The 14,167-nt window shown below is 72.6% G+C and carries 10 protein-coding genes and 1 rRNA gene; 1 reads left to right on the forward strand and 10 read right to left on the reverse strand.

Features of this window, described 5'->3' with window-relative positions:
• Positions 1-66: 66 nt before the first annotated feature.
• The 9 genes from GVV76_RS09620 to rsmI form a co-directional block, all read right to left on the reverse strand.
• Entirely contained in the window at positions 67-2,019 is a 1,953-nt protein-coding gene (locus tag GVV76_RS09620; protein ID WP_159626670.1) for an ABC-F family ATP-binding cassette domain-containing protein, read from the reverse strand.
• Positions 2,019-3,005 (reverse strand): 4-(cytidine 5'-diphospho)-2-C-methyl-D-erythritol kinase, encoded by a 987-nt coding sequence (locus GVV76_RS09625; RefSeq protein WP_159626672.1) that lies wholly within the window; start codon positions 3,003-3,005, stop codon positions 2,019-2,021. The genes GVV76_RS09620 and GVV76_RS09625 overlap by 1 nt, the downstream gene beginning before the upstream one ends.
• Positions 3,002-3,988 (reverse strand): 16S rRNA (adenine(1518)-N(6)/adenine(1519)-N(6))-dimethyltransferase RsmA, encoded by a 987-nt coding sequence (gene rsmA, locus GVV76_RS09630; protein ID WP_159626674.1) that lies wholly within the window; start codon positions 3,986-3,988, stop codon positions 3,002-3,004. Before rsmA ends, GVV76_RS09625 begins: the two co-directional genes overlap by 4 nt.
• 196 nt (positions 3,989-4,184) lie before the next feature.
• Positions 4,185-4,943, reverse strand: a complete 759-nt coding sequence (locus GVV76_RS09635) for a resuscitation-promoting factor (RefSeq protein ID WP_159626676.1) — start codon at positions 4,941-4,943, stop codon at positions 4,185-4,187.
• Positions 4,944-5,174: 231 nt separating this feature from the next.
• The gene (locus GVV76_RS09640; protein ID WP_159626678.1) at positions 5,175-6,047 is read right to left on the reverse strand and encodes a G5 domain-containing protein; all 873 of its coding nucleotides are present in this window, start codon (positions 6,045-6,047) and stop codon (positions 5,175-5,177) included.
• 257 nt (positions 6,048-6,304) lie between these two features.
• Positions 6,305-7,246 (reverse strand): G5 domain-containing protein, encoded by a 942-nt coding sequence (locus GVV76_RS09645; RefSeq protein WP_159626680.1) that lies wholly within the window; start codon positions 7,244-7,246, stop codon positions 6,305-6,307.
• Positions 7,247-7,404: 158 nt separating this feature from the next.
• Complete coding sequence (locus GVV76_RS09650) at positions 7,405-8,364, reverse strand: TatD family hydrolase (protein ID WP_159626682.1); 960 nt, start codon at positions 8,362-8,364, stop codon at positions 7,405-7,407.
• A complete protein-coding gene (gene metG / locus GVV76_RS09655; RefSeq protein WP_159626684.1) occupies positions 8,361-10,220 on the reverse strand; it encodes a methionine--tRNA ligase in 1,860 nt (619 codons plus the stop codon). The genes GVV76_RS09650 and metG overlap by 4 nt, the downstream gene beginning before the upstream one ends.
• Positions 10,221-10,349: 129 nt before the next feature.
• A complete protein-coding gene (gene rsmI / locus GVV76_RS09660) occupies positions 10,350-11,306 on the reverse strand; it encodes a 16S rRNA (cytidine(1402)-2'-O)-methyltransferase (protein WP_159626686.1) in 957 nt (318 codons plus the stop codon).
• Between the two features lie 35 nt (positions 11,307-11,341).
• Between rsmI and GVV76_RS09665 the strand changes: the two genes are divergently transcribed.
• Positions 11,342-13,252, forward strand: coding sequence for a dolichyl-phosphate-mannose--protein mannosyltransferase (locus tag GVV76_RS09665; protein WP_236263383.1), 1,911 nt, complete (start codon positions 11,342-11,344; stop codon positions 13,250-13,252).
• Between the two features lie 787 nt (positions 13,253-14,039).
• Here the strand turns inward: GVV76_RS09665 and rrf are convergent.
• Positions 14,040-14,157 (reverse strand): 5S ribosomal RNA (rrf, locus tag GVV76_RS09670).
• Positions 14,158-14,167: the final 10 nt, after the last annotated feature.

The raw sequence follows: 14,167 nt of genomic DNA on the forward strand, positions 1-14,167 counted from the left end.
CCTCAGGCTCGGCACCCGGCCGTTGCGTCCCGACCATCGTAAGGGGAAGTGGGGTGAGGAGCCGAGTCAGGACTCCAACGATTCGGCAGCATCTAGCCAGGCCTCCTCCAGGGCAGCGTGCTCGGCCTGGGCCTGGGCGAGCTCGCGCCCCAGCCCTGCCAACTCGCCCAGGCGCGAGGGCTCGGCCGAGGCCTCCTCAAGGCGGGCGTGGAGGTCCTCGATGCGGGAGGCGGCGCGCTCCATCCGCCGCTCGATCCGCCCGAGGGCCTTGGTGGCCTCGCGGCGCTGGGCGCCGGTGAGCACTGGCCGCGCGGACGTGCCAGGGCCCCCATCGTCGCCGGGGCGGTCGTCGCCGGGGCCCCCGAAGCCGGGGCGATCGCGCGCCCCGACGACGACGCCCCGCCCAACGCTGTCAGCCGCGACCCGGCGCAACTCGAGATACTCCTCGACCCCGCCGGGCAGATCGCGCACCTGCCCGTCCCCGAGGACGGCGACCTGGTGGTCGGTGACGCGCTCGAGGAGGTAGCGGTCGTGGGAGACGACGACGAGCGTGCCCGGGAAGGTGTCGAGGATGTCCTCGACGGCGGCGAGGGTGTCAGTGTCGAGGTCGTTGGTGGGCTCGTCGAGGAGGAGGACATTGGGCTCGGTCATGAGCAGGCGCAGCAGTTGGAGGCGGCGCCGCTCCCCTCCGGATATCTCGCCGACGCGCGTCCAGGCGCGCTGGCGGGTGAAGCCGAGCCGCTCGACGAGTTGGGTGGCGGTGAGCTCCTTGCCGCCGACCATGACGCGCTCCCCCACCTGGGCGACGGCCTCGACGACGCGCAGGTCAGCCAGGGCATCGAGCTCGTGAGTGGACTGGGACAGGGTCGCGACGGCGACCGTTGTGCCGCGGACTACCCGCCCGGAGGTGGGCTCGAGGACGCCCTCGAGGAGCCTGAGGAGGGTGGTCTTGCCCGCGCCATTGACGCCGACAATGCCGACGCGCTCGCCGGGGGCCAGGCGCCAGGTGACATGGCGCAGGACCTCCGCGGGGGCGGCGCCGTCGGCCGGGCCCTCGCCCGGCGCAGCCCCACCGCCCCTCCCCGGGTAGCTCAGGCTCACGTCCTCCAGGTCGATAACCTTCTTGCCCAGGCGGGCGGTGGCCATGGCGGCGAGCTGGACGGTGTCGCGCGGCGGGGGCACATCGGCGATGAGCGCCTCGGCGGCCTCGATGCGGAAGCGGGGCTTGGAGGTGCGAGCCGGAGCGCCCCGCCGCAGCCAGGCGAGCTCCTTGCGCAGGAGGTTGTCGCGCTTGGCGGCGGCGACGGCGGCCTGGCGGGCGCGCTCAGCGCGAGCCAGGACGTAGGCCGCGTAGCCGCCGTCGTAGGTCTCGATGCGCCCGGGCACCTGGGGGCGGTCGCCGCCGGGGTCGACGCCGGGGACGACCTCCCACACGTTGGTGCAGATGGCGTCGAGGAACCAGCGGTCGTGAGTGACGACGACGAGCGCCCCGGCCCCGGCGCGCCGCCCGGAGAAGCGGGCATTGAGATGCCGGGCGAGCCAGTCGACGCCTTCGACGTCGAGGTGGTTGGTGGGCTCGTCGAGGAGCACGATCCGGGCGTCGGCGGTCAAGACGGCGGCCAGGGCGACGCGGCGCCGCTGCCCGCCGGACAGGGTGGTGACGTCGGCGGAGGGGCTGACGTCGGCGAGCAGGCCCGCGTGGATGTCGCGGATGGCGGGATCGGAGGCCCATTCGTGCTCGGGGGCGTCACCGTGGACGGCACGGGTGACGGTGGTACCCGGGGTGAAGTCGTCGGACTGGGTCAGCAGCGCGATGCTGAGGTCCCCGGCGCGCGTGATGCGGCCGCCGTCGGGCTCCCGCTTGCCGGCCAGGGCCGCGAGGAGGGTGGACTTGCCGGCGCCGTTGGGGCCCAGGACGCCCACGCGGGTGCCATCCTCGATGCCGAGGCGGACGCCGTCGAGGAGGGCTCGCGACCCGACGATGATGCGCAGGTCCTCAATGCCCAGCAGGTGCGCCATCAGCCCACCACCCGGGCGCCGGCGACGGGGGCATCGGCGCGCACGACGTCGGCGCACTGGCCCGAGGCGGAAAGGGCCCGGGCGACGCGCTGGGCGGTGGCCGAGTCGGGGGCGAGCGCGGCGATGGTGGGCCCGGAGCCGGAGACGATGGCGCGCAGGGCCCCGGCCCGCTCGGCGGTCTCGATGACCTCTCCGAGCTCGGGGCGCAGATCGAGGGCAGCCTCCTGAAGATCGTTGGCCAGGCAGTCGGCGAGGGCCTCGGCGTCGCCGGCGCGCAGGGCGGCCGTGAGGGCCTCGGGGACCTCAGCGGGGGCGGCCGGCGCCCCGGCGCCTGCGGCCCTGGTGGCGCTGAGTTCGTCGAAGCGGGCGAAGACGGCCGGGGTGGACAGGCCCTCGCGGGACAGGGCGAACACCCACTGGTAGGTGCCGCGCCCCATGAGTGGGGTGAGTCGATCGCCGACGCCGTGGCCGAGCGCCGTGGCGCCCATGAGGGGGAACGGGACGTCGGCGCCGAGCCGGGCCGCCAGGTCGAGGAGGTCGCCCAGTCCCAGGCCGGTGCCCCACAGGTGGTTGCAGGCGAGCAGCGTCGCGGCGGCGTCGGCGCTGCCCCCGGCCATGCCCCCGGCCACGGGCACTCGCTTGCGCAGGACGAGGTCGACGCCCTCGGTCACGCCGGTGGCCTCGGCGAGGAGGCGGGCGGCGCGCACGACGAGGTTGCGCTCGTCGGTGGGGACGGCGTCGTCGGGATCTGCGAGGGTGAGGGTGATGCGGCCGCGCGCGTCGAGGGCCTGGCGGCGCGCGGTGACGGTCTCGATGAGGCGCACGGCCTGGAAGACGGTGGTCAGGGGGTGGTAGCCGTCGGGGCGGGGGGCGCCGACCGATAGGAACAGGTTGACCTTGCCGGGGGCCTCGACGCGCACGGAGGTCGCGGAACCCGCGCGGGGGCCGGTGGCGTCCGGGTCGGGGACGGCGCGCAGGTGGTTCATCGCTTCTCCTCGATGGCGGTGCTGCTGGTGGGGGCCTGAGGGGCGGCCAGCACCTCAGGGGCGGCGAGGGCCTCGGCGAGGGCGGCGAAGGCGGTGATGTCGAGGCGCTCGCCGCGCAGCGCGGGGTCGATGCCGGCGCGTCGGCAGGCGGCCTCGGCGACACCGGGGCTCCCGGCCAGCGTGGCGAGGGCCTGTCGGAGGGTCTTGCGGCGCTGGGCGAAGGCGGCGTCGACGACAGCGAAGACCTCCTCCCGGCTGGCGGCCGTGGCGGGGGGCTCGCGGCGGGTGAGCTCGACGAGCGCGGAGTCGACCCCGGGGACGGGCCAGAAGACGGTGCGCCCGATGGTGATGGTGCGGCGGGCGGCGGCGTACCAGGCGGTCTTGGCCGAGGGGACGCCGTAGGTGCGGCTGCCGGGGGCGGCGGCGAGCCGGTCGGCGACCTCGGCCTGGACCATGACGGTGGCTGAGCGGATCGACGGCAGAGCGGCGAGCACGGTGAGGAGCACGGGGACGGCGACGTTGTAGGGCAGGTTGGCCACGAGCCGGGTGGGGGCGGCGGGGGCAGGCGCCGCGGGATCTGGCGCCGCGCCGTCGTCGGGCTGGGCGAGCCCCAGCGATTCGAGGCCGGTGATGGACAGGGCATCGGCGTTGATGACGCTCAGGCGCTCGGCGGCGCTGGGCATCCGATCGGCGACGGTCGCCGGCAGGGCGCGGGCGAGCGGGGGGTCGATCTCGACGGCGACGACGCGAGCCCCGGCCTCCAGAAGCGCCAGGGTCAGGGAGCCCAGGCCCGGGCCGATCTCGAGGACGCACTCGCCCGGCTCGACGCCCGCGGAGCGCACGATGCGGCGCACGGTCCCCGCGTCGTGGACGAAGTTCTGCCCGAGGGTCTTGGTGGGGCGAATGCCGAGGTCGGCGGCCAGTCCCCGGATCTCGGCGGGGCCGAGCAGTCCGGCGCCAGCCTGGGGTGTCGTATCGGGCATGGGCCCAAGCCTACCGGCGCCCCGCCCCACCCCCTCGCCGAGACCGGTCGAAAATAGCGGCGAGACCGGTCGAAATCATGAACGAGACCGGTCGAAATCAGGAACGAGACCGGTCCAGTGCGCCATGGGCGGCACCACCGGACCCCCGAGCACGCGGCACAAGCGCTCCGCGCGCCCCCGCGCGCGCCTCGGCGCATCAGTGCCCGCAGCCCCACTGGCTCCAGCCGGAGCGCCGCTGGAGGATCTTGGCGCGCATGGTCTGCTCCTCGGGACTGGCGTCAATGGGGTTGCCGGTGCCGCCCACAGAGGCCCACGTCTCCAGGGAGAATTGGTAGAGCCCGTAGTACCCGGCGGGATTGACGGCACGCGGGTTGCCACCGGACTCGCATTGGGCGAGCCGTCGGAAGTCATCGTCAAGACTGCCGTCATCGGCGGGCGCGGCCGCGCTCCGCGACGATCCCGAGGAGGAGTCGGCGCCGCTCGACGCCGTCGGAGTGGCCGCGGCATCCTTGGCGCCCACGAGGACGACCTCATCGACCTTCGCGGTCATGACCACGGACGACACGGCCTCGCGGGACACCTCCACGCCGTCGGCGCTGATCACGCGGTAGGTGACGCGAGCGACGCCGTCGACGCCAGTGGTCTTGACCTTCTTCTCCCCCTTGGGGAGCTGGTCGGTCTCCTCCTCGGTGGAACCGTGCGCCTCAGTGGTGTCCTCGACGACGAGCGATTCCTCGGTCGAGATCGGGGAGGTGCTGGCGGCCTCATGAGAACTGCCGAGCGAGGCGATGCCGGCGTCGTCCTTGACGGCGCTGGCCTGGTCGGGGTTCTGCGTGGAGGCGCTCGTGGTGGCCACAGCGGCATAGGCGCCGCCGGGGACGAGCAGGCCGACGGCGACGGCGATGGCGCCGGCTCTCAGGGCGTGGGCCCGACTGCCAGGGGTTCGCGGAGTCATGGGATTCGCTCCTCGGGGTGGGACGGAGTGTCCACGCTACCCGAGGAGCCGCGCCCCGCGCCATTGAGCCGGTCACCCCCAAGCGCCATCTCGCCGGAGGAGCCGGGGAACCACAGACCGGCTCATGACGAGCCGACGGCGCCGCCTGAGAAGAGGGAACCGGTCTCGCTCTTATTTTCGACCGGTCTCGCTCTTATTTTCGACCGGTCTCGGCGAGGGGAGGGAGGGGGATCAGTACCAGCCGGTGCTCTCGGAGTGGGACCAGGCGGCGCAGGGGCTGCCGTAGCGGCCCTGGATGTAGCCCAGGCCCCACTTGATCTGGGTGGCGGGGTTGGTCTGCCAGTCCGAGCCGGCCGAGGCCATCTTGCCCCCGGGCAGGGCCTGCGGGATCCCATAGGCGCCCGAGGAGGCGTTCCGGGCCTGGTAGTTCCAGCCGGACTCCCGGTTCCACAGGCTCACCAGGCAGGAGAACTCGCTGTCCCCCCAGCCGTAGGCGCCCATCATGGAGCGAGCGATCGCCTGCGCGCTGGCCGCGTCGGTACCGGAGGCGGCCGGGGGCGCCGTCGGCGCGCCGCCCCTACCGGCCTGACCGCTCCCGGCACCGTCCGCCGGGGAGTCCTGGCCGGCCTTCTCCTTGGTGCCCACGAGGACGACCTCATCGACCTTGGCGGTCACGACGATGGTGGAGACGACCTCGCGGGAGAGTTCCGTGCCGTCGGCGGCGGCGGTGACCCGCGAGACGGTGCGGGTGACACCGTCGACGCCGGCGGTCTTGACCTTCTTCTCCCCCTTGGGGAGCTGGTCGGTCTCCTCCTCGGTGGAACCGTGCGACTCGGTGACGTCCTCGACGACGACGTTCTCCGCGCTGGCGGCGGCGCTCTGCGCCTCGGGGACCTCGCCTCCGATCGCGGGGGTCAAGTCCGGCTTGGCGGTGGGGGCCTCAGCGGCCTGCGCGATGTCGCCGCCGGTCAGGGAGGGTAGCGGCAGGGACCCGTTGCCGGCAGAATCGACGGCGGCGTAGGCGCCACCGGAGACGCCCGCGGCGACGGCCGCGGCGAGGGCGCCGGAGCGGACGAGGATGTGCTTGCGGGGGGCGGGAGTCACGTGACTCCTCCTTCCATGGGCTTGACTGCCCTCACGCTAACGGACGCCCGTCGGTCGTTTCCATTGAGGCCAGTCACATGCGCGAGCACGCGATCGCGGCGCAGCCGGTCAGAGGCGTTTCGGGCGAGGAAACTCACGGCGAGCCGCGCTCAATCGCGATCTCGCGCCCCGCCGCCCTCAGCGGGCCGGGCGGGCCCGCAGCGGGCCGCCCGGCCCAAGCGGCCAGGGCACCTCAGTCGTGTCCCGGCCGGAGCGGCTCAGTACCAGTTGGTGGCCTCGGAGTGGGCCCAGGCGGCACAGGGGCTGCCGTAGCGGCCCTGGATGTAGCCCAGCCCCCACTTGATCTGGGTGGCGGGGTTGGAGGCCCAGTCGCTGGACACCGAGCCCATCTTCTCGCCGGGCAGGGACTGCGGGATCCCGTAGGCCCCGGAGGAGGGGTTGACGGCCTGGTAGTCCCACTGGGACTCGCGGGTCCACAGGCGGTCCAAACAGGAGAACTGGTCCTCGCCCCAGCCGTAGGAGGACAGCAGGGCTTTGCCGATCGCCTGGGCGGAGGCCTTGGTCTTGCCGTCGCCCGCCTGGGCGATGGCGACGTCCTGGGGGGTGCCCTTGCCGACGACGACGACCTCGTCAACGCGCTTGGTCACGGCGACGCTGGAGAGGACCTCGCGGGAGACCTCCTGGCCATCGACGCTGACGACCCGGTAGGTGACACGGGTGACGCCGTCGACGCCGGCGGTCTCGACCTTCTTGTCACCGGCGGCCAGGGATGAGCTCTCCTTCTCCGAGGAGGCGTGCGGGTCGGCCACATCCTCGGTGAGGGTGGAGAAGGTCTCCGCGCCCGTCGTGGCGATGCCGCCGCCAGCGTCGCCGGAGGACGCGCGGACGGCGTGGCCCTGGGTGGTGGCGTCGCCGTCGACGGTCGATCCGAGGGCGGCCAGAGCGGGGGAGGCGGATTCATCGGCCGCGTCCTCGTGGGCGTTGACGGCGGCCCAGGCGCTCCCGGACACGGCGATGGACAGCGCGGTGGCCACGCCACCGGCACGGGCCACGACGGGGCCCACCGAGGTGCGCGCCGGGCCCTCGGCCCGCCTGCGGCCGTGGCCTGCCTTGCGGTCCGCGGTCAGGGACCGGGCGGCGAGAGCTCCGAGTTCGGTGAGCGTAGTATTCAGGGAACTACTGTCGGAGTGACGACCCACGGTATTGACTTCCTATCACTCGGGGATGGGCTTCACGCTAACCGACACCCCGTCTCGTGGGCAATGCTCCCCATCACATCCCCCTCGCCGCGACCTGATCGCTCGAAGGGGGCGCCGTCCCTTGGGCGCATGCGCCTTGACAGGCCCGCGGCCGCCCCTCAGCGCGGGGCCGGCGCGCCGGGCCAGTGCCCATAGACCTCGGTGGTGGTGGCCTCTAGGCGCTCGCACATGACGCGCTCGTCCAAGCCCCGCTGCTCGGCGAGGAAGCGGACGGTGTCGCCCATGAGGTAGCTGGCGTTGGGTCGTCCGCGCCAGGGCTTGGGCGGCAGGTAGGGGGCGTCGGTCTCCACGAGCAGGAGATCGTCGGGCACGATGGCGACGGCGTCGCGCAGCGCGCCATTGGAGGGGTAGGTGAGGGGGCCGGCGATGGAGGCGTACCAGTGGTTCTCCGCGCAGGCCTGGGCGAGCGGCGCCCCGCCGCTGAAGCAGTGGAGCACCGTGCGCTCGGGGGCGCCGTCGGCCAGGAGGACCTCGACGCAGTCCTCGTGGGCGTCGCGGTCGTGGATCTGCAGGGGCAGGTCGAGCTCCTTGGCCAGGGCGATGTGGGCGCGGAAGGCCTCGCGCTGGACGGCGGCCCCGCGCTCGCCGGTGCGGAAGAGGTCCATGCCGGTCTCCCCCACGGCGACGACGGCGGCCCCCGCCGCTCGGATGAGCGCCTCGAGTCGGCTCATGGCCTCGTCGAGGGGCTCGGCGTGGTGCTCCTCCGCGCGCGACTCCAGGCCGTCGGGCCCGATCTCGCGCACCCCGGCGTGCAGCACGGCCTCGTTGGGGTGGATGGCCAGCGCCGCGCGCACCCCGGGCAGGGCGCGGGCGAGGCCGATGCTCCCCTCCCACGCGGGGGCCTCGCAGGCGGAGGTGATGATGCGGGTGATGCCGCGCGCGGCAGCCCGCTCGACGAGCTCGGCCGCGCTCAGCGGCGCGTCGGCCCCGGGGCCGCTGGGTGGCAGCCCGGGCACAGGCAGGTGCGCGTGGTTGTCGGTGACGGGCGCCGCCAGGGGCGCGACGGCGTCGGCGGGCGGCCAGGACCGCTCCCCGGGGGCGCGGCGGGAGCGGCTCATGCCCCGGTGACGTCGTCGGGGGCGGAGTCGGCGTAGCGGGCCAGCTCCTCCTCGACGATGGACTCGTCGAGCTTGGTGAACACGGGGGCGGGCTTGGCGATCGGGGCGCCGACGACGATCTCGTGCCGTCCCCAGGTCGGGGCGCCGGTGTAGTCACCGGTGATGATGGGGTAGCCGGCGCGCCCATCGAAGTCGGCGGGCAGCACCTCGGGATCGAGCTCGGCCACCTCCTCGATGCGCGGCATGGGGGCGATCCGGCCGCTGCCGCCCAGGACGCGGTCGATGTCGTTGGCCGCGTGGGGCAGGAAGGGCGAGAGCATGAGGTTGAGATCGGCGACCGCCTGGGCGAGGGTGTGCAGGATGGTCGCGAGCCGCGCCTGGGTGGCCTCATCCTCGCCCTTGAGTTTGAAGGGCTGGGTGTCGGCGATGTACTTGTTGGCCTCCCCCACCAGGCGCATCGCCTCGGCGAGGGCGGCCTTCTGCCGGTGGGCGCGGATGAGGCCGCCGACGGCGTCGAACCCGGCCTCGATGGCGTCCAGGAGCGCGGCGTCTTCCTCGGCCCGCTCACCGGGGGCGGGGATGGCGCCGAAGCGCTTGTGGATCATGGTGGCGGTGCGGTTGACGAGGTTGCCCCAGCCGGCGACGAGCTCGGAGTTGGTGCGGCGCACGAACTCTGCCCAGGTGAAGTCGGCGTCGGCGGTCTCAGGGCCCGCGGCGCAGATGAAGTAGCGAAGGGCGTCGGCCTGGTAGCGCTCCAGGAAGTCGCGCACGTAGATGACGATGCCGTGGGAGGAGGAGAACTTCTTTCCCTCCATGGTGAGGAACTCGCTGGAGACCACCTCGGTGGGGAGGTTGAGCGCGCCGAGCTCTCTGGAACCGACGCCGGGCAGGCCCGCGCGGCTGCCCTGGCCGTTGTAGCCGAGCAGCTCGGCGGGCCAGATCTGGGAGTGGAAGACGATGTTGTCCTTGCCCATGAAGTAGTAGGACAGGGCATCGGGGTCGGCCCACCACTGCTTCCAGGCCTCGGCGTCGCCGGTGCGGCGCGCCCACTCGATGGAGGCGGACAGGTAGCCGATGACGGCGTCGAACCAGACGTAGAGGCGCTTGGAGGGCTGGTCCTCCCAGCCGGGGACGGGGATGCCCCAGTCGATGTCGCGCGTCATGGCGCGGGGGCGGATCTCGGCCAGGATGTTCTTGGAGAAGCGGATGACGTTGGGGCGCCACGTGCCCGAGGCCTCGCGCTCGTCGAGCCAGTCGCCCAGGGCGTCGGCCAGGGCGGGCAGGTCGAGGAAGTAGTGGGTGGAGTCGATGAACTCGGGGGTCTCGCCGTTGATCCGCGAGTGCGGTTTGATCAGGTCGGTGGGGTCGAGCTGGTTGCCACAGGCGTCGCACTGGTCGCCGCGGGCGCCGTCGGCGCCGCAGATCGGGCAGGTGCCCTCGATGTAGCGGTCGGGCAGGGTGCGGCCGGTCGACGGCGAGATGGCGGAGCGGGTGACCCGCTCGACCATGTAGCCGTTGTCCCGCACGGTGCGGAACATCTCTTGGACCACCCGGTAGTGGTTGCCCGCCGTCGTGCGGGTGAAGAGGTCGTAGGACAGGCCGAGGGCGACGAGGTCCTCGACGATGAGCCGGTTGTTGCGGTCGGCGAGCTCGCGGGCGCTCACGCCCTCGGCATCCGCGGCCACGAGGATCGGGGTGCCGTGCTCATCAGTGCCCGAGACCATGAGGACGTCGTGCCCCGCCATGCGCATGTAGCGGGAGAAGACGTCGGAGGGGACACCGAAACCGGCGACGTGGCCGATGTGGCGGGGGCCGTTGGCGTAGGGCCAGGCGACGGCGGACAGGATGTGGCTCATGGGACAAGCCTATCCGCTCGCGCGCGAGGCGCCGTATGGTGGTCGCGGGCGCACTCCGGGGAGTCGGGGGCGCCGGGGCACCCCCGACGGCCGTCAACCGGCCGCGTCACAGGCTGGGGGCGGGGTCCGTCAATGGCGGAGCGCCAGGGCGCGCTCGTAGACGGCGTTGGGCCGCAGCCCACGGCCGCGCGCCACCTGGGCGGCGGCCTCCTTCAGGCGCATGCCGCCGTCGGCCAGTGCTAGCGCCGCCGCGGCGGCCTGCTCGGGATCGGCTGAGCGCTGCGGGGCCCCGGCGACGACGAGCACGATCTCCCCGAGCACCTCACCGGCCGTGGAGGCGGCGAGCTCGGCGAGCGTGGCCCGGCGCACCTCCTCATGGGTTTTGGTGAGCTCGCGGCACAACGCGGCGGGCCGCTCGGGGCCGAAGGCCTCGACCATCGCCTTAAGAGTCGCGTGGACACGGCGCGGCGACTCGAAGAGGACCATGGTGCGCCGCTCATCGGCGAGCTCGGCCAGGGCCCGGCCCCGCTCCCCCTGCTTGCGGGGCAGGAAGCCCTCGAAGCAGAAGCGATCGGAGGCCAGGCCCGAGACAGCCAGTGCGGTGAGGACGGCTGAGGGCCCGGGGGCAGCGCTTACGGGCACGCCCGCCTCGGCGGCGGCCACGACGAGCCGGTAGCCGGGGTCGGAGACGGACGGCATTCCGGCGTCGGAGACCATGACGACGCTCTGCCCGGACTGGGCGGCCTCGATGAGCTCGCCGGTCCGCTGGGCCTCATTGTGCTCGTGGTACGCCACGGTCCTGCCGCCGATGCGCAAGCCGAGCCGCTGGGCGAGAGCCTTGACCCGCCGGGTGTCCTCAGCCGCGACGATGTCCGCCTTCTCCAGGGCCAGGCGCAGCCGGGCCGAGGCGTCACCGGCGTTCCCGATGGGCGTGGCGGCCAGGAGGATCTCGCCTGGCCGTGGGACATCGGCCCCCGGCGTGGCGGGCCCGGGCGCGCCCGCCTCACCGACACTGCCGGCGGCATCGCGCGGATGGGCCTCGTTCTCGGTCTCGTGGGCGCCCGGGGGCGCGGTGACGTCGCTCATGGGCCCAGTATGGCGCTCCCCTTTAGACTCGCCGGGTGACTGATAACAGGCATGACCATCCCGACGTCCCTGAGGTCGCAGGCCAGCCGGGCGCCGTCGACGAGCCCCCCTTCATGAGCGCTCCTGACGCCGAGACCGCCTCTCCTCGCGAGGAGTTGGAGCGCTGGACGGCTGGCGAGCGGCCAGCGCCCGCGGCTGCCCCCCTGACGGAAGGCCGCTCGGAGGACGATCTACGGGAGCGCCTCGGGCTGCGCCCCACCTCCTGGGCGCTCACCGCCTCCCTGCGCGTCAATGGCTGGATCGTCACCGCGATCGTCACCCTGTTGGCGGCGGTCACGCGCTTCGTGGGGCTGTCCCACCCGCGGGGCCTCATGTTCGACGAGATCTACTACGTCAAGGAGGGCTACGCGCTCTGGCACGTCGGCTATGAGGCCGAGTGGAAGGAGGGGGCCGACGCCCTCTTCGCCACGGGCGACGTCGCCCAAGCCCTGACCACGAAGCCCTCCTATGTCGTCCACCCCCAGCTCGGGAAGTGGCTCATCGGCTCAGGTATGGAGATCTTCGGCGTCAATTCCTTCGGCTGGCGGTTCATGCCGGCACTGGCGGGCGTGCTCACCGTCCTCCTCGTCACGCGGATCATGATGCGGCTCGTCCCCTCCCCGCTCCTGGCCGGCCTGGCGGGCTTTTTCCTGGCCATCGACGGGATCGGCATCACCGAGTCCCGGATCGCCCTCCTTGACAACTTCATCGGCCTGTTCGCCACCTGCGCCCTGTACTGCCTCGTGCGCGACCGCCAGTGGACGCGCGAGCGCTTGGCACGCGGCCTCGCTGGTCAGCCCGCGGGCAGTGTCCCTCCCCTGCTCCTGTGGCGGCCGTGGCTCCTGGCGACGGCGATCAGCCTGGGCCTGACCTGCTCGATCAAGTGGTCGGGCCTCTACCTCCTCGCCGCGGTGGGGATCCTGGTCGTGGTGTGGGACGTCTGCGCGCTGCGAGCGGTCAGGGCTCGCTCTTGGCGAGTGGTGGGCTTCCTCGGCAGGAGCCTGCAGGACTTCCTCTACCTGGTGCCCACGGCGATCATCGTGTACGTGCTCGGCTGGTTCTCCTGGTTCGCCCATCCTCATGCCTTCAACCACGGCTGGGCCGCGCAGCGGCGCGCGACCGGCCAGACACTGCCCCGGGCGTGGATGCCTGACTCCCTCAACAGCCTTCTCGACTACCACATCCAGATGTACCGCTTCCACGTGGGCCTGGACAGCAGTCACCCGTACATGTCGAAGCCGATCTCCTGGCTGGCGCAGCTACGCCCGACGCTCTTCTACTACCCTCCCAAGGAGGACCTGGGCGGCTCCTGCGGCTCCAGCCATTGCGTGGAAGCGATCTCCGCGATCGGAAACATCCCGGTGTGGTGGTTCGGCATTGGGGCGCTCGCCGTCATCGTCACGGTGGCAGTGGCGCGCCGCGACTGGAGGATGTGGGTGCCGCTGATCGGCTATGTGGGCCTCTACGTGCCGTGGTTCCAGTACCCGGACCGCACGATCTTCTCCTTCTACACGGTGGCCTTCGTGCCGTGCGTCGTCATGGCGCTCGCTCTCGCGCTGGGATCGCTGTCCGGGATGATCCCGCCAGTGCCGGGCTCGGCAGCCGCTAGGGCCGAGGAGCGCGCCGTCATCGCGGGGGAGACGGGACCGGGCCTGCCGGCGCCCCGGGGGATCGTGGCGCGCTTCCTGGGCTTCGGAAGGTGGCACGGGATCATCAACCCGCGCTTCCTCACACCCACGTGGATCGGCGTCTCCGGGTGGCGCCTGAGGTATGAGGGGCTGGCGGCGATGGGCGTGGTCGTCTCGCTCTCAATCATCTTCGCCGTGCTGTGGTGGCCCCTGTGGACAGGCCAGAGGATCAGCTACGACTACTGGTACTGGCACATCTGGTTCCGGAGCTGGATCTGAATCAGTCGGCCGCGCGTTTCGACAGGCCGACGAGCCCCGTCACCTGAGCCATCTCGCCCGCCGGATGTGGGCGGGATCGTGCGGCAGCGTCGTTGGCTGCTGCGGGGCGGGGGCATGCGGGCGCGCGTGGGTCCGCGAAGGGCGCGGGCGCGCGGGCTAGCACGAGCCAGGCCCGACCCCGGGGTACCGCCCCCCGGGATACCGCCCCACCCCACACAAACCGCCCCACCCCCGGGATACCGCCCCACCCCACACAAACCGCCCCACCCCATAGATACCGTCTCACCTCCGCAGATACGGCCTCAAACTGCGAGAATGAGGGCGCAACGCCGGGCCGAGACGGTATCTGGAGGCCGAGACCGCAACGCCGGGCCGAGACGGTATCCCCGGGGCCAGGCGGTATCCCCGGGGGTGAGGCGGTATCCCCTGGGCCCAGGCTCTCGCCTGGAACCCCCGGGTGGTGGGCGGGGTACCGACCACTACCTGGACCCTCTTGCCAGACGCGAGGAAGCAAAGCGGGGCAACAAAAAAAAGGGGGGCCCCAGCCCCCCCCACCGCCGGGACCCCCGCCCCCCCCTAAAAGGGGTCCTCGCCCGCCCCCGGGCGCGCAGACGCAGGCCCGGGAGACACGGGGGACACGGGGGGACGCCAGGTAACAAAAAAGGGTGGTGGGTCCTGTTCTAGCGTTCAACACACCCCCTTCAAGACCTGCCGCATCGCTGAACGATACGGGGCCTTTGGGACGCGTGGAGCAACCCAGAACAGGGCCCACCACCATCACGAAAGTACCCGGCGGTGTCCTACTCTCCCGCCCCCTGGCAGGGACAGTACCATCGGCGCTGGGGGTCTTAGCTTCCGGGTTCGGAAAGGGAGCCGGGCGTGGCACCCCCGCTATGACCACCGGGACGTCTATCA

Origin of the sequence: Actinomyces sp. zg296 (assembly GCF_009829695.1) — a bacterium.
Lineage (GTDB): Bacteria > Actinomycetota > Actinomycetes > Actinomycetales > Actinomycetaceae > Actinomyces > Actinomyces marmotae.